This is a genomic window from Maricaulis sp. CAU 1757 (genome assembly GCF_054482675.1).
Genome location: NZ_JBTLRI010000002.1, coordinates 476,639 through 494,619 on the forward strand (window position 1 = coordinate 476,639; position 17,981 = coordinate 494,619).

Sequence of the window (17,981 nt, forward strand, 5' to 3'; positions counted from 1 at the left end):
CTCCAGAGGCTATTCGATCTCATGCTGTCCAATCTCCGGTCCTTCGCCAAGTCGCCTTGGGCGCTCGTCATCATCGTCCTGATCATCGTGGCGTTTGCCTCGACCGGCGTCGGCGGCATATTCACTGGCAGCGGTACGGCCGTCGTCGTGGTTGGCAGCGAGCAGATCTCGCAACGCGAACTAGCCCAGGCTTATGAGTTTGAACTGCGCCGGATCCAGCGTGAAAACCCGGACTTCACGGCACAGCAGGCGCGCGAAGCGGGCCTTCCCGACCAGGTCCTGCAACGCCTGATCGCGGAAGCGGCGTTCACCGCCAAGGCCACCGAGTTGGGCCTTGCCGTGTCACCGGACGCGGTGGTGCGCGAAGTCGCCAGTTACGAGGCCTTCCGCAATCCTGTGACCGGCCAGTTCGACGCCGACACCATGCGTGAGGTCTTGCGCAGCAATGGCACCACCGAGCAAATCTTCGAAGCCCAGGTCAAATCCGACCTGATGCTGCGCCAGCTGACCTCCGCTCTCACTGCGGGCAATGACCTGCCGCCGCAGCTCGCGGCCACCCGTTTCAACGTCGCCGGTGAGCGCCGCCGCCTGACCGGTCTGGTGCTCGACCCGGACAGCCTCGACAGCATCGAGGCACCGAGTGACGAAGTTCTGCGCGAATACATTGCCGCCAATCCGGATGTCACCGGTCCAATCGGTCTGCCGGTTTTCACCGCGCCGGAGTTTCGTGGAATCAGCCTTGTCCGGTTCCGCCTGGAAGACTTTGTGCGCAATGTCGATATCGACGAATCCCTGCTGCGCGAGACCTATGAGTACCAGGTGGATGCCGGCATCATCGGCACCGCGCCGCGCCGCAGTTTCGTCCAGCTGACCGCGCCGGATGCCGACACCGCCGAGCTGGCAGCGAGCCGCCTGAACGAGGGCGTGACCCCGTCGGACACGGCCGCCGAACTCGGCCTCGTCGAACCCCTGACCCTTGAAGAAGTTCAGGCCTACGAGGTCCCCGACACCCTGATCGCCGATGCCGTGTTCGCCATGCGCGAGGGCGAGGCCCGGGCCGTGGAAGGTCGATTTGGCTGGAGCATTGTCCAGGTCACCATGGCCGAGGACGGGGTCACGCCGACCTTCGAGGAACAGCGTGAAACCCTTCTTACCGAGGCGGCCCGGGCCCAAGCGCTCGACAACCTTTATGACCGCGTGTCCGCCTTCGAAAGCGCGCGTGCAGATGGCATGACGCTGGAAGATGCCGCCCGCGAGACCGGCAGCCCGCTGGAAATCTTTGCGCCGATGGATCGCTATGCGCGCTATGAGGACTTGGAAATCGACATGGAGCGCTTCACCGCGCTCGGGCCTGACATCCTGGCGACAGCCTTTGAACAGCCGCAGGGCTTTGCCATCGACCTGCAGCAGTACAACGAGACCGACTATTTCACGGTTCGCGTCGACAGCATCACCGAGGAGCGCCTGCGCGAGCTTGACGAGGTGCGTGACGAAGCGGAGGCCCGCTGGCGCATGATCCAGGTCGATACCGCCATGCAGGCTCGCGCCGAGGAGGCCCGGGCCGCGCTGGTCGCCGGAGACGATCTTGATATTGCAGCGCTCAGCTTCGGCGGTCGCGGCGAGAGTGTCACCCTGAGCCGCGGCGAGACGGCGGGTGGCTTCGGTCGCGACGTCGTCGCCCGCGCCTTCGCCAGCGATCTGGGTGAGTGGGTCGTTGTGCCCAATCGCGCCACCGGTCAGTACGTCATCCTGACCGTCGAGGACATCATCCCCGGCGGGGCCGAGGGGGCCGAACTCGGCGAACTGGCAGCCATCGACAACACGCTGTCGCAGGAATTTGCCGACGATGTCCTGCTGTCCGTGCAGAACGCCCTGCTGGAGGAATACGGCATTGACGAAAGCGCCATTGACCGTCGCCTGTTCAACAATGCCATCGGCCTGTCCGACAGCCCGCAATGATCGACTCCTCACCCGCGATCGCACCGGATTTCGCGACCGCCGCCGCCATTCTCGAGCGCGGTGAAACCTGCCTGCTGGAGGCCCGGCGCGCCGACGACCTGCTGACGCCGGTTGCCGCCTACCTCAAGCTGGCGGCTCACCGGGTCGACAGCTTCCTGCTTGAATCCGTCGAGGGGGGCGCCTGGCGCGGCCGCTATTCGGCCATCGGACTGGATCCGGACCTGATCTGGCAATGCCGGGGTGGCCAGGTCCGCGAAGCACATGGCACGGCGGTTGCCGGGCGGGAGTTCTCGCCCGTCGACAAGGCCCCCATGGATGCTCTGCGTCAGGTCATCGAAGCGGCCCGCTGCCCGCTTCCCATCGACGCTCCGCCGCTCGCCTCCGGCCTGTTCGGCTATGTCGGTTACGACATGGTGCGCCATCTCGAAAACCTGCCCGACGGTGCTGCCGCCGACCCGCTGGGCCTGCCCGACGCCTATCTCGTCCGCCCCCGCATTCTCGTCGTGTTTGACGCGTTGAAGCAGGAAATTCGCGTCTTCTGCCCGATCCGTCCGGGTGAATACTCGCCCCGCGAGGCCTACGACGCGGCCAGCGAGCGCATTCACACGACGCTGCAGACCCTGGCCGGCGCCGTGCCGGAAGTGACTGCTCCTACAGGCACTCTCGGGACCGCCCGGTCAAACCAGTCCGAGGATGATTTCCGTGACGCCGTCAACACAGCGCGCGACTATATCCGCGCCGGCGACGCTTTCCAGATCGTGCCCAGCCAGCGCTTTTCTGCAAACTATCCGGCCAACGCCTTCCACCTCTACCGGGCGCTGCGGCGGCTCAACCCGTCGCCTTTCCTGTACTTTTTCCGCTTCGACGATTTCGAGATCGTCGGCTCTAGCCCGGAAATCCTGGTCCGGCTGCGCGACGACGTCGTCACCATTCGACCGATCGCCGGCACTCGCCCGCGCGGTCGCACACCGGCGGAAGACAAGAGCCTCGAGGACGACCTGATGGCCGATCCGAAGGAGCGCTCGGAACACCTCATGCTGCTCGACCTCGGCCGCAATGATGTCGGCCGCGTGGCCCGCCCGGGTTCGGTGCGCATCACCTCCCGCGAGCAGGTCGAGCTCTACAGCCACGTCATGCACATCGTTTCCAACGTCGAAGGCGATCTCGCCGAGGGCGAAGACGCGGTGTCCGCCCTGTTCGCCGGCTTCCCCGCCGGCACCGTGTCCGGTGCGCCCAAGGTGCGGGCCATGGAAATCATCGACGAGCTGGAACCGCACCGCCGTGGCGTCTATGCCGGTGCCGTGGGGTATTTCAGCGCCGATGGTGGCATGGACACCTGTATCGCGCTGCGCACGGCGGTGGTGAAGGATGGGGTCATGCACGTCCAGGCCGGGGCCGGCGTCGTACTCGACAGCGATCCGGAAGCAGAACGCCTGGAGACCGTCAACAAGGCGGCAGCCCTGTTCCGGGCCGCCGAGATGTCACTGCAGGGCTGAGCCGTGAGCACTGCCGGCGGCACCGACCGCTCTGGTGCTGGCGACCGGCACCGAACGCGCCTGCTCCAGGTCGCGCGCCAGCTCCGCCACGCCAACCAGTTCGACGCCGCGTTCACCGGCACCGGAAATCCATGCTTCCAGGACATCCAGGGTCGCCGCGTGCGGATGTCCGATCACCACGGCCCAGCCGCGCGAACGGGCCAGCTCCTCGGCCTCGTCGAGACGGTCGGCGATGGTCGCCGGGTTGATCACGTGGTCGAGGAAGATATCGCGTTGCAGGCTAGGCAGGCCCAGCCCTTCAGCCACGGCGTGACCGCGACTCCCTGCGGTGGTCATGGAATCAAGAAACAGGGGCCGGCGCTCGGCAATTGCCGACAGCGCCACGCGTAGGGCGCGCGGATCCTGGGTAAATCGGCTTCCCATGTGATTGTTCAGCCCCACCGCGTCGGGTATCTGGGCCATGGCCCAGCGCAAGCGCGCCTGCAGGTCAGCGTCGCTGAGACCGGTCCGCAGCACATTCGGTCCCGGGTCGGCCAGACCAAGCGGCTCCATCGGCATGTGCAGCAGCACGTCATGTCCGGCCTGCGCCGCACCGGCGGAAATCTCGCTCGCCGCTTCGGCATAGGGCAAGATTGCAATGGTGAGGGTCGTATCGAGTGCGATCAGGCGCGCCGCCGCGTGCGTGTCCAGCCCGACATCATCGATCACGATCGCCAGCCGCGGCCGGTCCGTGCGCGGCGCCGGAGGCGCGCTGTGCGCTGCATCCGATCCCAAGGCAACGACCTGGTCGCCGGCCACTTCGAGCGGTGTCGGCAGGGCTTCGGTCTCAGTCGCTTCGACCGGCCCCAGGTGGCGCATCTGGGGCACTTCCACCACTCGACGCTCGGCGCTCTCACTGCCCCGATCAAACCCGCCTTGGCTGGACACCGAGAATACAACGCCGCCGACGATGTACGCCAACCCGACCAGCGCGCCGGCAAAGGCGGGCATGGCGGAGTGGACGGACCGAATCACGGGGCGACGAAAGGACTGCATGGGCCCAAGCACGCCCGACACCCGTTAAGCAGGCGTTAAGTACACGAACGCATTGGCGCGACGCTCGCTTGGCACTAGGTTCAGCCCCCTGCCCACGCATGCGTTTCGAGGCCTCCATGCTGCTGATCATCGATAATTACGACAGCTTCACCTTCAACCTGGTCCACTACTTCCAGGAATTGGGGGCCGAGACCCGGGTGATCCGCAATGACGCCATGAGCGCTGAAGACGCACTGGCACTGGCACCCACCGGCATCGTCCTGTCCCCCGGGCCATGCGATCCGGACCGCGCCGGCATTTGCCTGGACATCCTGCGACAGGCCCCGGCCAACCTGCCCATCCTGGGTGTCTGCCTTGGCCACCAGGCCATTGGCCAGGCCTATGGCGGCAAGGTCGTTTCGGCGCGAGACATCATGCACGGCAAGACCAGCCCGGTCGAACACAATGCCAGTGGCCTGTTTGCCGGCCTGCCCTCGCCGTTCAATGCCACGCGCTATCATTCGCTCGCAGTTTGCCGCGACCGGGTACCGGATGACCTCGCGGTCACGGCGCGCACCGCCGATGGTGAGATCATGGGCCTGTCGCACGTGTCGCGCCCTGTGCACGGGGTGCAGTTCCACCCGGAATCGATCGCCTCGGAACATGGTCACGCCCTGCTCGGCAATTTCCTCGCCATGACCGGCGCACCGACCCGCGCCGCGGCGTGAACTGCGCGGCTTGACCGCGAGTGATTGAAATCGCCCGGCCTGCAGGCTAAATCGCTGGTGTTCGCTTGTTTCAGCTCCTGGGCCCCTTGGTATGCCGCTAGATCTGCCGAAATCTCTGCCGATTGCAGCGCGCGTTCGATACCGGCGCCCGGACCATCGATGGCGTGGGCTCGACTAGCCTCGCCCTTTCGATTCCGCAGACAAGCAGAAGACAGGCAATGACCGCACTTGCCCGATGCCTGGCCGTCCTGAGCCAGAATCAGCACCCCAATTCCGAAGACCTGGCCGGCGCCTTCGACGCGCTCATGGATGGCGAAGCCGACGACATTTCGATTGCCGGACTGCTCATGGGTCTCGCTGCACTGGGAGAGCGTCCCCAAGACATCGTCGTCGGAGCGCGGGCCCTGCGTGCCCGCATGACTCGCATCAGCGCCCCGACCGGCGCCATCGACACGTGCGGAACCGGGGGCGACGGCAAGGGGGCCTACAATATCTCCACGGCTGCCGCCATCGTTGCCGCCGGCGCCGGCGCCGTGGTCGCCAAGCACGGCAATCGCGCCGCCTCGTCGAAGTCCGGCTCGTCAGATGTGTTGGCCGCCCTCGGCCTGCAACTCGACGGCCCCGCCAGCCGGGTCGAACAGGCGCTGCAGCAAACCGGTATCGGTTTCCTGTTTGCCCCCGCCCACCATTCCGCCGTGCGGCACGTGGCACCAGTGCGCAAGGCCCTGGGGGTGCGCACCATTTTCAACCTGCTGGGCCCGCTCGCCAACCCGGCCGGAGTGACTCGCCAATTGCTGGGCGTCTATGACAAGCGCTGGCTGGAGCCGATGGCCCATGCCCTCGACCTGCTGGGCTGCGAAAACGCCCTTGTCATGTGCGGTCGGGACGGGCTCGACGAGATCACCACCACGACCACCACCGATCTGGTCGAGCTTCGCCACGGCGAAATTCGCCGCTTTACCTTCCACCCGGAGGAAGCCGGCATTGCGACGGCAAGCGAGGCCGACCTCAAGGGCGGCACGCCCGAGCACAATGCCGGAGCGATCCGTCTCATGCTCGACGGCAAGGCAGGCGCGTTCCGCGATATCGTCCTGGTCAATGCCGGCGCAGCACTGGTCGTGTCCGGTCACGCCGCGACGATCCCGCAAGGCGTGGAGCTCGCGGGTCAAGCCATCGACAGTGGCCGCGCCCGCGACGTGCTGGCCCGCCTGATCGCCATCACGAATGGAGAGGCCTGAGATGACGGCATCGACACCCGACACGCTGGCCCGCATCGAGCAATACAAGCGCGAGCACATTGAAGCGTGCAAAGCCCGACGCAGCGAGCCTGAACTGGCCGCCCGTGCCAATGACATGGTGGCCCCGCGCGGCTTCCACCGGGCGCTCGGCCATGCGCATCGCTCCGGCCAGTTGGGCCTCATTGCCGAGATCAAGAAAGCCAGCCCGTCAAAGGGCCTGATCCGCGCCGACTTCGACCCACCCGCCCTCGCCCGGGCCTATCAGGCAGGCGGCGCGCATTGCCTGTCCGTGCTTACCGACACGCCTAGCTTCCAGGGCGCCGACGCCTACCTCACGGCCGCCCACGACGCGGTCGACCTGCCAGCCCTGCGCAAAGACTTTCTCTATGATCCCTACCAGGTCACCGAAGCCCGCGCGCTCGGTGCCGACGCCATCCTGGTCATCCTGGCCGCCGTCGACGACGACACCGCCAGGCGCCTGATCGATGCCGCCGGGCGCTGGCGCATGGATGCGCTGGTCGAGGTGCACGACGAAGCCGAGATGGAGCGTGCCCTCGCCCTGTCCTCCCGGCTGATCGGGATCAACAACCGCGACCTGCGCTCCTTCGAGACCCGGCTTGAAACCTTCGAGCGCCTCGCCCCCATGGCCGGGCCGGATATCCTCCTGGTTGGCGAGAGCGGCATTACCGGTGCCGCCGACGCCCGCCGTCTGGAACGTGCGGGCGCCCGCGCCCTGCTGGTCGGTGAAAGCCTGATGCGTCAGGACGATGTGGAGGCTGCAACCCGCGCCCTTCTGGCCCCGCCTTCTGGTCATTGAAGGCCACCGGCAGGCGGCTTGACGCCGAAAAGGAACACTTATAGAACATACGAGCTATTCCCGGTTTGTTCCGCGCCTACTGCGCGGAACATGCCGCACGAAGTGAAGGGGCCCGACGTGCTGACGCGCAAGCAAAACGAACTTCTCCTGTTCATCCACAAACGGATTCGCGAGACGGGCGTTTCGCCGTCCTTTGACGAGATGAAGGGGGCCCTCAACCTGGCGTCCAAGTCCGGCGTGCACCGCCTCATCACCGCACTGGAAGAGCGCGGCTTCATCCGCCGTCTGGCCCACCGTGCCCGCGCCCTGGAAGTCATCAAACTGCCCGAGTCGGCGGCTGCCGCCCTGCCCCCGGAAGCCCAGGCTGGCGGCGCGGAGCTCGGTCCCAACGTCGTGCGTGCCAACTTCAACAAGTCTGCGGAACCGGAACCGCGCGACAGCACGGTGGAAGTACCGCTGCTCGGGCGCATCGCGGCCGGTGTCCCGATTTCCGCCATCCAGCATGAGACCGATCGTATCCCGGTGCCGTCCGACATGCTGTCCGGGGGCGAACACTTTGCCCTGACCGTCAAAGGTGATTCGATGATCGAGGCCGGCATCATGGATGGTGACACCGTGTTGATCCGGCGCTGCCAGTCTGCGGATAGCGGCGATATCGTGGTCGCCCTGGTCGATGACGAGGAAGCCACGCTCAAGCGGCTGCGCAAGAAAGGTGGCTCGATCGCCCTGGAGGCTGCCAATCCGGAATATGAAACCCGGATTTTCGGTCCCGACCGGGTCAAGGTGCAGGGCCAGCTGGTCGGCCTTATCCGCCGTTACCACTAGGCTTCTCTGACGCACCCTGTTTCAGGAGCGCTGCCAGGCACGCCCGTCTCCAGGCGGCCGGACGCGGCGTATGCGCGCCGGCTGCCCCTGCCCATCAAGCCAGACCAGGGCGGCACCGTGGCGGGCCAGATCCTCTCCGTCGAACATCAGCGCGTCGCAGCCACGCACGAGATGCGCCGGCACGACGAGCCGGGTGACGATAACGGTGCTGCGCCGGCAATCCTCTTCCAGCGCTTCGAAAGCGGCCGGCTGCGCAATCTCCAGCGGTCCGGCATGTGCCACGCAGCCCAGCTCATCACAGCGCCTCGGCATTGCCCCGGCCGGCTCACGCACCGCTTCACGCTCGAGAAAGACCCGCACGGCAAACCGGCCCCTCCGGCGGTCACTGACCTGCCACTCGCCGGCGGCATTGCGCGCCACCGCCACCGCACTCTCACTGACATAGAGGTCAGGCCCCGTCCGCGTCACCCAGCCCAACGCCACGACAGCCATCAGGCCAAGTCCCACCAGGCGGGCCCGCGCATCCCCGAGAACCAGCACCACAAAACCTGCCGCGTAGAGCACAAACACCCAGTCGGGGGCCGCCGCGACCGTCCGCAGCGCGCCTGGCCATGCGGCCACGGTGTGCGCCGCCCACAACACCAGAGCAATGCCCTGCCCCATCACCCAAAGCGGCAGGCCCTCAAGACCCATCGGCAGCAGGAAGAGCGACAGGATACCGGCCGGCATGACCACCAGGGTGAAGACCGGCATGGCCAGCATGTTGCCGGCCAGTCCGAAACTGGCGATGCGGTTGAAATGGAAGGCCGCGAACCCGCCGGTCGCCAGCCCGGCGATCAGGCTAGTCGATGCCAGACCCCCGAAAAAAAGCCGGAGCGGGCGCAAGGGAGCGAAAGGCGCTGCGGCCGGCCGATGCAATTGCCAGTGCCGCGCCGCCACGATCAGAGCGGCAACAGCGGCAAAGGACATCTGGAAACCGACCGAAATTACCGCCTCCGGCGTTCGCCCCAGCACGATCAGCAAGGCGATGGCGAGCGTGTGCAGGGACACGCCCCGCCGCCGCAGCAAGACGGCCCCGAACAGGGTCGCCGCCATGATGTAGGCGCGCTGGGTCGGGATCGCTGCCCCCGACAGGGCGAGATAGGCCGAGGCTGCCAGCAGGGCGATGAGGGCCGCCGGCCGCGACGCATCATGTGCCGCCGCCCACCCCGTTATCAGAGCGAGCCCGGCACGCACGGCGAAGAACACCCCGCCGGCCAGCAAGGCCATGTGCAGGCCCGAGATCGCCAGCAGATGCCCCAGTCCGGCATTGCGCAAAGCGTCCACATCGCGCGCATCGAGCGCCGAGCGATCGCCGGTCAGCAAGGCGGCTGCCAAAGCGCCGCGCCGGTCCGGCAAATGCCCGCGGATGCGTTCCGCGATCCGCCATCGCCAGGCGACCAGCCAGCGCGCGGGTGAGCCTTCCCAGCGCTGCGGCACCGGCACAGGTGGGGCTATGGCAAATCCGGTGCCGATCAGGCCGCGGCTCATGGCGTGGAAAGCGAAATCAAAACCGCCTGGGACTGCCGCTCCGCGCGGCGCGGCGAGGACCGCCCGCACCCGAACTGCGTCGCCGGGCAATAGATCCCCCGCCCGCCCGCGCACCCGGACGCGCAAGCCCGGGCCGTGATCGGGGACCCGTATGACCAGGCGTGGACGGCCGCTACCGGTGTGCTCGACGGCTTCCAGCCAGCCCTCGATCTCGACCGCATCGCCGGACGTTTCGAGCACGGGCTGGCGGCCGAGATACGCCAGCCGCACCTCACAGCGCCAACCGCCAAGCACCAGACCGAGGATCACAGGACACACCAGGATTGCGGCCCGAGTGCGCCTGGCTGCGACCAGCGCCAGTGGAGTGGCCGCCAGCGACACCACGAAGAGCAGCTGCTCCATACCGGACGGTTCCACCGGCCACACAAGGTGAGCCGTGGCCCCTCCCATGAATCCAAGCGCGAAGAAGATTACCGGGCTCAGCGAAGGAGCCCCGGCGAGCAGGTCCAGTACCGGGCGGACTATCCGCACCCTGAACGCGGGCCGGATCACATCGGGTCTGGCCACGACGCAGCCTTCGGTCTATCGCAAGCGCGAACATCCATGCTAACACGACTTTCCCTTTCCGCAGCGCAGCATGATCTCGCAAGTGCAACAGAAACCTTCTCAAATCCGGACGCGCTTTGCGCCGTCCCCGACCGGCTTCCTCCACATCGGAGGCGCCCGCACCGCCCTGTTCAACTGGCTTCTCGCCCGGCGTCACGGTGGCGAATTCTTCCTGCGTATCGAAGATACCGACCGGGCCCGTTCCACCCAGGCCGCTGTTGACGCGATCCTCGACGGATTGACCTGGATGGGCCTCGACTGGGACGGTGATGTCGTCTCCCAGTATGAACGCGCGGACCGCCACGCCGACGTGGCCCAGGAACTGCTGGCCCGCGGCCTGGCGTTCAAATGCTATCTGACCCCGGACGAAGTCCAGGTCGAGCGCGACGCCGCCTTTGCCGCCGGCCGGGCCCTGCGCTCGTCCTGGCGCGACCGCGACCCGGCCACCGCCCCGGCCGACGCGCCCTATGTGGTCCGTTTCCGCGCGCCCGACAGTGATGTCGTCGTCGACGACGCCGTGCAGGGCCAGGTGCGCTGGGCTGCCAAGGAGTTTGACGATCTCATCCTGCTGCGTTCCGACGGCTCGCCAACCTACAATCTCGCCGTTGTTGTCGATGATCACGACATGGGTATCACCCACATCGTGCGCGGCGATGATCACCTGGTGAATGCCGGTCGCCAGAGCCAGATCTACGACGCGATGGGCTGGGTCCGTCCGGTATTCGCGCATGTACCGCTGATTCACGGACAGGACGGCAAGAAGCTGTCCAAACGCCATGGGGCCCTTGGCGCCGAGGCCTATCGCGACATGGGCTACCTTCCGGAAGGCCTGCGCAACTACCTGCTGCGTCTGGGTTGGTCGCATGGCGACCAGGAAATCTTCTCCGATGAGGAAGCCCGCGACGCCTTCGGTCTGGACGGGCTGAACAAGGCCCCGGCCCGAATGGACATCGACAAGCTCAATCATATCAACAGCCAGCACATGCTACGGGCCGACAATCAGCGTCTCGCTGACCTTGTCGAGCCCTTCCTGGCTGGGCTAGAAGACCGCATCGAGGAGACCGAGACCGTCCGCGAACGCCTGCTGGTGGCCATGCCGGTGCTGAAAACCCGCGCCGCGACACTGGAAGAATTGGCCGCCCAGGCCTACTTCCTCGTCAGGCCCCGACCGTTCGCGATCTCGGGCAAACTCGCCAAAGCCTTGAATGACGAGGCAAGACAGCGTCTTTACCGGCTCTTCACCCGACTGTCCGAAATGGATGGCTGGACAGAGGAAGCGCTGGGTACGGAATTGAAAGCCTTCGCCGAGGCCGAGGATGTCGGTTTTGGCAAAATCGGACAGCCGCTGCGCGCAGCACTGACCGCAGGAGCACCCGCTCCCGACCTGGCGCAGGTCATGGCCTTCATCGGCCGCGACGAGGCGCTGGAGCGTATCAAGGACCAGATGACACCCGTCAATTGACGGCGGTCGCCACCAGGGGATGAGATGATGCAAAACAAAGCCAAGCCGAACGGAACGGCGACCCTTAACTATAACGGCAAGAGCCTGGAACTGCCGATCCTCTCCGGTGAGATCGGGCCGGATGTCATCGACATCCGCAAGCTCTACGCCCAGACCGGAATGTTCACCTATGATCCCGGCTTCACCTCGACCGCGAGCTGTGAGAGCCAGATCACCTATATCGACGGCAATGAGGGCACGCTGCTCTATCGCGGCTACCCGATCGACCAGTTGGCCGAGAACTCCAACTTCACCGAAGTCTGTTACCTGCTGCTGCACGGCGAACTGCCCAAGCCGCAACAGTTGGACGATTTCGACTGGACGATCCGCCGCCACTCGATGCTGCACGACCAGTTCGACCAGTTTTTCCGCGGGTTCCGCCGCGATGCCCACCCGATGGCCATCATGGTCGGCACGGTCGGCGCCCTGTCCGCCTTCTACCACGACTCGACCGACATCAATGATCCCGAGGCGCGCACCATTGCCAGCCACCGGATGATCGCCAAGATGCCGACCATCGCGGCCCGGGCCTACAAGTATGCCATTGGCCAGCCCTTCATCAGCCCGCGCAACGACCTCGACTATGCGGCCAATTTCCTGCGCATGTGCTTTGCCGTGCCGGCCGAGGATTACGAGACCAATGCCGTTCTGGCCAAGGCGATGGACAAGATCTTCATCCTGCACGCCGACCACGAGCAGAACGCCTCGACCTCGACCGTTCGCCTCGCCGGGTCCTCGGGTGCCAACCCGTTTGCCTGCATCGCGGCCGGTATTGCCTCGCTGTGGGGCCCTGCCCATGGCGGTGCCAACGAGGCGGCGCTCAACATGCTCAACGAGATCGGATCGGTCGACAAGATCCCGGAGTATGTCCGCCGCGCCAAGGACAAGAACGACCCGTTCCGCCTGATGGGCTTCGGTCACCGGGTCTACAAGAACTACGACCCGCGCGCCAAGGTCATGCGCGAAACCTGCCATGAGGTCCTGGACGTTCTGGGCGTGCGCAACGACCCGACCCTGCAGGTCGCCATGGAGCTCGAACGGATCGCCTTGGAAGACGAATATTTCGTCGAGAAGAAGCTGTACCCGAACATCGACTTCTATTCGGGCATCACCCTGAAGGCGATGGGCTTCCCGACCGAGATGTTCACCGTGCTGTTCGCCTTGGCCCGCACCGTCGGCTGGATCGCCCAATGGTCGGAGATGATCGAGGACCCGTCCCAGAAAATCGGTCGGCCGCGCCAGCTCTTCACCGGAGCCACGCCGCGCGACTACACCGCGCCGGACCAGCGCTGATTGGTCGACCAGATCTGACGCAGAAAAGGCCGCTCCCGTCCGGAGCGGCCTTTTTTATTGGTCATCGGCCCAGGTCGACGTCAGCCCTGCGCAAGTCCTGCCAGCACCGCGCGCGCCGCCCGCTCGCTGGCCCGCCCCTCTCCGCGCATTCCTGCCGTCGTCTGACGCAATGCGTCGGTGACCGCAGCCCGCGCCTCCGGATCGTCAAGAAACGCCGCCACGGCCGCTGAGAGGCTGTCTGGCGAACAGTCCTGTTGAAGGAATTCGGGCACCAGTTCGGCATCGGCAGCCATGTTGACCAGTGAAATGTATTTCGGCTTGTACAGCTTGAGACCAGACAGCAGGAAATAGCTGAGCCCGCCCAGCCGGTAGGCCGTGACCGTCGGCACGCCTGCAGTGGCCAGTTCGAGCACGACCGTCCCCGAGCAGGCCAGGGCGACATCCGCCGCAGCAAAGGCGTCGGCCTTTTCCTGCTCGCTCACGACCACAAGATCGCCCAGCCCCGGATCGTCACGCAAACGCTCGGTGACCAGGTCGGACACCGATTCGGCAAGCGGCACGACGATGGCAAGATCGGGATAGCGCGCCTTGAGCAGCGCGGCGGCTCCCCGGAAGTCGTCGAACAGCCGCTCGATCTCCGACGGGCGGCTGCCGAACAGCAACACCATCACTGGCACCTCGGCGCTGATCCCGTGACGCTGCCGCAACGCCGCACCGTCTCCGCTCGGCAGCCGCTCGAGACTCGGATTGCCGACGAATTCAACATCGATATCGAGCCCGTCATAGAACGGTACATCGAGCTCGAGGATGGTCAGCAGCTGGTCGAACACCTCGGCCATGGTCTGCGCGCGCCCGGGCCGCGTGGCGAAGACCTGGGGGCCGACATACTTGACCAGCCGTATCGACGGATCTGCGGCACGGACACCCTGGGCCACCCGCAGGGTAAAGCCCCAGCTATCGATCAGCACCACGACGTCGGGCTTGCGCGCCAGGATCGCCGTCACGGCCTGGTCCACCAGCTTGCGAATACGGCCATACGCCTTCAGGCCCTCGAACCAGCCCAGAATGGACAGACCCGCCGTGTCCATGTCGCTGCTGATGCCCTCGGCGGCCATGCCGGCACCGCCAATGCCCGCGAGACGTATGTCGCCGTCCGTCAACGTCTTGAGCGATTGCGCCAGCCCGGCGCCCAAAAGGTCGCCGGAGCGCTCTGCCGCTACCAGATAGACCAGCGGCGCCCGGCTCACAGGGGCGCCTCAACGATCAGGAAAAGACCTTCCTGTTCAGCCGCTTCAATTACCTTCTTGCGATGGAGGATCAGTGCTCCGCCCGCTTCGAGTACGATTCCGGCCAGGCCGGCGCGCGCGCACAGGCGCACCGTTTCCACACCGATGGTCGGCAAGTCGACCCGTCGCTCCTGGATCGGCTTGGGGCATTTGGCCAGAACGCCGGCACGCTCAGCAGCGTGGCCACGCACCGTTTCGGGCAGGCTGGCCACCCGCTCGAGCATGAGATTGGTACCTTCCTGGGCCTCCACCGCCAGCACCACACCACGCGCCACGACAACACCCTGCCCGATATCCAGGGCACCGATGCGCGCGGCCATGTCGTGCGCCTTGCCGATGTCCTCGCGATGGGCTTGCAGGCTCTCGCTGGCGACGATGACCCCGGCCTCGGGAACGAGCTCCGAGAGCAAGTCGTCAGCACCCAGGACAGAGAAGCCCGCTTTCTCAAATTCGCCCACAATGACCCGGATCAGGGCGTCATCCCCGCGCCGCGCCGCGGCCACGACCTTCGGCAACAAACCGACGCCGTGCGCATCAACGCGCAGGGTCTTGAAATCCGGGCGAGGCACATAGCCGGCAAAGCAGATCGCGTCACATTCCGCTTGCTTGAGCGCACGTATGACATGCCCGAACTGCCCGACCGAGAACTCGCTGGTTTCGAAATCGCTGAAATCGCGATCAACCATGCCCTTCAGGCTGATGACATGCAGGCGACCGGAACCGACGGCGCGGGCAATCTCCAGCGGCAGGTCGCCCCCGCCGGCGATCAGTCCGAGCTTCGACCAGACCGGTTGTGTCGTCGCGTCATTCATACGGCATGCATATGGAACGTTTGGCATCGTCGCGGATGAAGGCAATGATCTCCATAACCGGTTCATTGTCCTTGTAGAGCCGCGCCACGTCGGCCACACGCTCTTCGAACGTGCCTTCCTCGGCGAACAACAGGCGATACGCTGCCCGCAGGTCACGCAGCGTCTCGCGTGGCATGCCGCGGCGCTTCAGGCCGACGATGTTGAGCCCGGCGAGGTGGGCCGGCTGGCCGACGACCGAACCGAATGGAATGACATCATTGACCAGCTTGGCGAGGCCGCCAATGAAGGCATGGTCGCCGATCCTGGTATTTTGGTGAACACCGGCTCCGCCACCGAGAATGACGTGGTCGCCGAGCACGGTGCCACCACCGATCATCGCGGTATTGGCGAAGACCGCCCGGTTTCCAACAATGCAGTCGTGCGCCACGTGGGTGCCAGCCATGAAGTAGCCGTCGCTGCCCACCTGCGTGCGACCGCGACCGAACGCGGTGCCAGGGTGCATGGTGACGTTCTCGCGCAGGATATTGCGCTCGCCGATCACCAGATCGGTGTCTTCGCCCTGGTATTTGAAGTCCTGCGGCGGGTGACCGATATGGACCCCGGGATAGAGTACGCAATCGGCGCCGACCGACGTGTTTCCAGCCACTGTGACGTGCGAAACAAGCCGCACCCGATCACCGAGCTTGGCCTGTGGCCCGACCACGCAGAACGGTCCGATCTCGACATCGTCGCCAAGCACGGCACCATCTTCGATGATGGCGCTTGAGTGGATATTTGCGTCGGCCATCAGTGTTCCACTGCCTTGGCAGAGAATTCGGCCTGGACGGCACGCTTGCCGTCGGCGAACACCTCGCCCTTGAATTTGAACACGCCGTGCCGGGCCGCCACCACTTCCACCGGCATGCGCAGCATCATGCCGGGCCGCACCGGCGAGCGGAACCTCACCTTGTCGGTGCCCATGAAGAAGACCGTCGCTGCGTCCGGAGCGACATCCAGCGTCTTGTACATCAGCACCGCCCCGGTTTGCGCCAGCGCTTCCAGCATCAGCACACCCGGCATCACCGGATTGCCCGGAAAATGGCCGGGAAAGAACGGCTCGTTCGCGCTCACGCCCTTGAGCCCGACTATCGATTTTCCGGCCACGAACTCCTCGGCCGCATCAATTAGTATGAAGGGGTATCGGTGCGGCAGAATGCCGAGCAATTCGCTATGTTCGATCCGGTCGGACACGCTCTAATCCTTGTTCCTGGTCTTCTTCGCCCCCTGCGCGAGGCGACGCAAACTGGCCACTTCCCGCATGAACTGACGGATTGGCTGGGCTGGCGCCCCCGCCCACACTCCGTCCTCCGGCACGTCAGTCATGACGGCTGCATTGGCGCCCAGGCGGGCCCGATCACCAATGTTCAGATGATCGGCCACACCGACCCGCCCGCCGAACATCACGTAGTCGCCGATCGTCGTGCTGCCGGACACACCGGCAAATGCGGCGAACATGCAGTTCCTGCCGACACTGACATTGTGTCCGATATGGCAGAGATTATCGATCTTGGTCCCCTCACCGATCCGGGTCGCCCCAAACACGCCGCGGTCAATGGTCGAATTGGCCCCCACGGTCACCCGGTCGCCCAGCTTCACACATCCCAGGTGCGGCATGTCGACGGCCCGCCGGTTCGACAATGCAACGCCGAACCCGGCCTCGCCAATCACGGCAGCCGCAAGAATGTTGCAGTCTTCGCCCAGGTCGGCGCACTGGATAACCGCTCCCGCACCGATCGAGGTCCCCGCTCCGATGACGCAGCCCGGCCCGACATAGGCATTGGCGGCCAGCCTGACACCGCGGCCGATCCTCGCTCCTGCACCCACGACAACTCCCGGCCCGATCATCGCATCGTCGGCGATCTCGGCATCCGGATGGATGGCAACGTCACCGGTGGCGGTGCGAACGGAAAACAAGTGGCCCAAGGCGACCGCGAATGCGCCTTTTGGCTGGGCATGGGTCAGCACAGCATGACCGGATCCGGCCAGCTCCTGCGCGGCATCGGTTGGGACGATCACACACCCCCCGGTCACGCCGTCAGGAATGGTTGTCAGGGCCGCACGGTTGTCCGCGAAGGCCAGTGCGCCGGGCGACAGCTCACTGATCGGCGCGGCATCGGATATCTCGCCATTCCCTGACCCGGAATCAGAAATCGCCGCACCCGAAAGCGCGGCGATCTCATTCAGGGACAAGGGGCCAAGCCGGTCGAAGAACCGTGTTTCAGCCACCATGTCATTCCCCGCTTTGTCGTTACTGCTGCTGGCCTGCAGCCGCGTTCTGAGCGACCCGGACACGCGTCACCGTCACTGTCGGCAGCGCCGCGTTGAGACGCTCGATGACCACATCGCTCAGGTCTACGCTCGGCGATGCAAACACCAGGGTCGAACGATCGACCAGGATGTCCAGATTGCGCTCGGCGACGACGGCTTCGAGGATCGGGCTGAGGGCCTCATAGACCGGAGCCATGGCCTGGCGTTCGGTCTGCACCAGCTCCTGCTGGCGGGTCCGGCGGGTGATTTCGAATTGCTGGGCCTGCTGGTTCAGAGCCTCGACACGCTGCATCAGGTCCGGGCGGGCCTGGATGGCCTGCGGCGTCATGGATGCGGTTTCAGCATTGAGACGCTCGGTCTCCTGCTGGAGCGGCTGGCTCATGGCCGTGAGCTCGGCGTCGATCTCTTCAGCGATGGCCTGGATACGGGTCTGGATGTGCTGGCCCACCGCGCTCTCGCGCAGAACCCGCTCCTCGTTGATCACCGCGATATTGGTCTGCGCAACGGCCGGAGCCGCAATGCCCAGCGCCAGCAGCGGGAGGATGAGGAAAGTCTTGATCAGTTTCATG

General features: G+C 65.6%; 16 protein-coding genes. 8 read left to right on the forward strand and 8 right to left on the reverse strand.

The window, feature by feature from the left end; genetic code table 11:
• Window positions 1-21: 21 nt before the first annotated feature.
• Both ACXYMR_RS08560 and trpE read left to right on the forward strand, forming a co-directional pair.
• The gene (locus ACXYMR_RS08560; protein WP_458942435.1) at window positions 22-1,959 is read left to right on the forward strand and encodes a peptidylprolyl isomerase; all 1,938 of its coding nucleotides are present in this window, start codon (window positions 22-24) and stop codon (window positions 1,957-1,959) included.
• Window positions 1,956-3,455, forward strand: coding sequence for an anthranilate synthase component I (gene trpE / locus ACXYMR_RS08565; protein ID WP_458942436.1), 1,500 nt, complete (start codon window positions 1,956-1,958; stop codon window positions 3,453-3,455). Before ACXYMR_RS08560 ends, trpE begins: the two co-directional genes overlap by 4 nt.
• Here the strand turns inward: trpE and ACXYMR_RS08570 are convergent.
• Window positions 3,441-4,469 carry a divergent polysaccharide deacetylase family protein gene (locus ACXYMR_RS08570; protein ID WP_458942437.1) on the reverse strand — a complete coding sequence of 343 codons (1,029 nt, stop codon included), beginning with the start codon at window positions 4,467-4,469 and terminating at the stop codon, window positions 3,441-3,443. The two genes, trpE and ACXYMR_RS08570, sit on opposite strands and share 15 nt — an antisense overlap.
• Before the next feature lie 137 nt (window positions 4,470-4,606).
• Here ACXYMR_RS08570 and ACXYMR_RS08575 point away from each other — a divergent pair, with 137 nt between their 5' ends.
• The 4 genes from ACXYMR_RS08575 (at window position 4,607) to lexA (ending at window position 8,077) form a co-directional block, all read left to right on the forward strand.
• Window positions 4,607-5,197 carry an anthranilate synthase component II gene (locus ACXYMR_RS08575; RefSeq protein ID WP_458942438.1) on the forward strand — a complete coding sequence of 197 codons (591 nt, stop codon included), beginning with the start codon at window positions 4,607-4,609 and terminating at the stop codon, window positions 5,195-5,197.
• Window positions 5,198-5,415: 218 nt separating this feature from the next.
• Window positions 5,416-6,435: an anthranilate phosphoribosyltransferase gene (gene trpD / locus ACXYMR_RS08580; RefSeq protein ID WP_458942439.1), complete on the forward strand. Its 1,020-nt coding sequence runs from the start codon at window positions 5,416-5,418 to the stop codon at window positions 6,433-6,435.
• Between the two features lies 1 nt (window position 6,436).
• Window positions 6,437-7,252 (forward strand): indole-3-glycerol phosphate synthase TrpC, encoded by an 816-nt coding sequence (gene trpC / locus ACXYMR_RS08585; protein WP_458942440.1) that lies wholly within the window; start codon window positions 6,437-6,439, stop codon window positions 7,250-7,252.
• 117 nt (window positions 7,253-7,369) lie between these two features.
• Window positions 7,370-8,077, forward strand: a complete 708-nt coding sequence (gene lexA / locus ACXYMR_RS08590; protein ID WP_458942521.1) for a transcriptional repressor LexA — start codon at window positions 7,370-7,372, stop codon at window positions 8,075-8,077.
• A 21-nt stretch (window positions 8,078-8,098) separates the two neighbouring features.
• Here lexA and ACXYMR_RS08595 read toward each other — a convergent pair whose 3' ends face one another.
• Window positions 8,099-10,009: a ComEC/Rec2 family competence protein gene (locus tag ACXYMR_RS08595; RefSeq protein ID WP_458942441.1), complete on the reverse strand. Its 1,911-nt coding sequence runs from the start codon at window positions 10,007-10,009 to the stop codon at window positions 8,099-8,101.
• 235 nt (window positions 10,010-10,244) lie between these two features.
• On the opposite strand from ACXYMR_RS08595, the gene gltX reads away from it, so the two are divergent.
• Together gltX and gltA are read left to right on the forward strand one after the other, a co-directional pair.
• Complete coding sequence (gltX, locus tag ACXYMR_RS08600) at window positions 10,245-11,675, forward strand: glutamate--tRNA ligase (RefSeq protein ID WP_458942442.1); 1,431 nt, start codon at window positions 10,245-10,247, stop codon at window positions 11,673-11,675.
• Between the two features lie 27 nt (window positions 11,676-11,702).
• Window positions 11,703-13,007: a citrate synthase gene (gltA, locus tag ACXYMR_RS08605; RefSeq protein WP_458942522.1), complete on the forward strand. Its 1,305-nt coding sequence runs from the start codon at window positions 11,703-11,705 to the stop codon at window positions 13,005-13,007.
• Between the two features lie 80 nt (window positions 13,008-13,087).
• Here the strand turns inward: gltA and lpxB are convergent, their stop codons facing one another.
• Genes lpxB through ACXYMR_RS08635 form a run of 6 tightly spaced genes read right to left on the reverse strand, consistent with a single transcriptional unit; the run spans window position 13,088 to window position 17,980 of the window.
• Window positions 13,088-14,254: a lipid-A-disaccharide synthase gene (lpxB, locus tag ACXYMR_RS08610; protein WP_458942443.1), complete on the reverse strand. Its 1,167-nt coding sequence runs from the start codon at window positions 14,252-14,254 to the stop codon at window positions 13,088-13,090.
• Window positions 14,251-15,105: an LpxI family protein gene (locus ACXYMR_RS08615; protein ID WP_458942444.1), complete on the reverse strand. Its 855-nt coding sequence runs from the start codon at window positions 15,103-15,105 to the stop codon at window positions 14,251-14,253. Before ACXYMR_RS08615 ends, lpxB begins: the two co-directional genes overlap by 4 nt.
• Window positions 15,098-15,892: an acyl-ACP--UDP-N-acetylglucosamine O-acyltransferase gene (lpxA, locus tag ACXYMR_RS08620; RefSeq protein WP_458942445.1), complete on the reverse strand. Its 795-nt coding sequence runs from the start codon at window positions 15,890-15,892 to the stop codon at window positions 15,098-15,100. The genes ACXYMR_RS08615 and lpxA overlap by 8 nt, the downstream gene beginning before the upstream one ends.
• Entirely contained in the window at window positions 15,892-16,335 is a 444-nt protein-coding gene (gene fabZ, locus ACXYMR_RS08625; protein ID WP_458942446.1) for a 3-hydroxyacyl-ACP dehydratase FabZ, read from the reverse strand. The genes lpxA and fabZ overlap by 1 nt, the downstream gene beginning before the upstream one ends.
• A gap of 3 nt (window positions 16,336-16,338) precedes the next feature.
• Complete coding sequence (lpxD, locus tag ACXYMR_RS08630) at window positions 16,339-17,373, reverse strand: UDP-3-O-(3-hydroxymyristoyl)glucosamine N-acyltransferase (protein WP_458942447.1); 1,035 nt, start codon at window positions 17,371-17,373, stop codon at window positions 16,339-16,341.
• A gap of 19 nt (window positions 17,374-17,392) precedes the next feature.
• Window positions 17,393-17,980, reverse strand: a complete 588-nt coding sequence (locus ACXYMR_RS08635; RefSeq protein WP_458942448.1) for an OmpH/Skp family outer membrane protein — start codon at window positions 17,978-17,980, stop codon at window positions 17,393-17,395.
• Between the last annotated feature and the right edge of the window lies 1 nt (window position 17,981).

Bases quoted from the DNA above. Each gene is read 5' to 3' on its own strand.
- ACXYMR_RS08560 (WP_458942435.1), top strand. From the start codon at position 22: ATGCTGTCCAATCTCCGGTCCTTCGCCAAGTCGCCTTGGGCGCTCGTC.
- trpE (WP_458942436.1), top strand. From the start codon at position 1,956: ATGATCGACTCCTCACCCGCGATCGCACCGGATTTCGCGACCGCCGCC.
- ACXYMR_RS08575 (WP_458942438.1), top strand. From the start codon at position 4,607: ATGCTGCTGATCATCGATAATTACGACAGCTTCACCTTCAACCTGGTC.
- trpD (WP_458942439.1), top strand. From the start codon at position 5,416: ATGACCGCACTTGCCCGATGCCTGGCCGTCCTGAGCCAGAATCAGCAC.
- trpC (WP_458942440.1), top strand. From the start codon at position 6,437: ATGACGGCATCGACACCCGACACGCTGGCCCGCATCGAGCAATACAAG.
- ACXYMR_RS08595 (WP_458942441.1), bottom strand. From the start codon at position 10,009: ATGGAGCAGCTGCTCTTCGTGGTGTCGCTGGCGGCCACTCCACTGGCG.
- gltX (WP_458942442.1), top strand. From the start codon at position 10,245: ATGATCTCGCAAGTGCAACAGAAACCTTCTCAAATCCGGACGCGCTTT.
- gltA (WP_458942522.1), top strand. From the start codon at position 11,703: ATGCAAAACAAAGCCAAGCCGAACGGAACGGCGACCCTTAACTATAAC.
- ACXYMR_RS08615 (WP_458942444.1), bottom strand. From the start codon at position 15,105: ATGAATGACGCGACGACACAACCGGTCTGGTCGAAGCTCGGACTGATC.
- lpxA (WP_458942445.1), bottom strand. From the start codon at position 15,892: ATGGCCGACGCAAATATCCACTCAAGCGCCATCATCGAAGATGGTGCC.
- lpxD (WP_458942447.1), bottom strand. From the start codon at position 17,373: ATGGTGGCTGAAACACGGTTCTTCGACCGGCTTGGCCCCTTGTCCCTG.
- ACXYMR_RS08635 (WP_458942448.1), bottom strand. From the start codon at position 17,980: ATGAAACTGATCAAGACTTTCCTCATCCTCCCGCTGCTGGCGCTGGGC.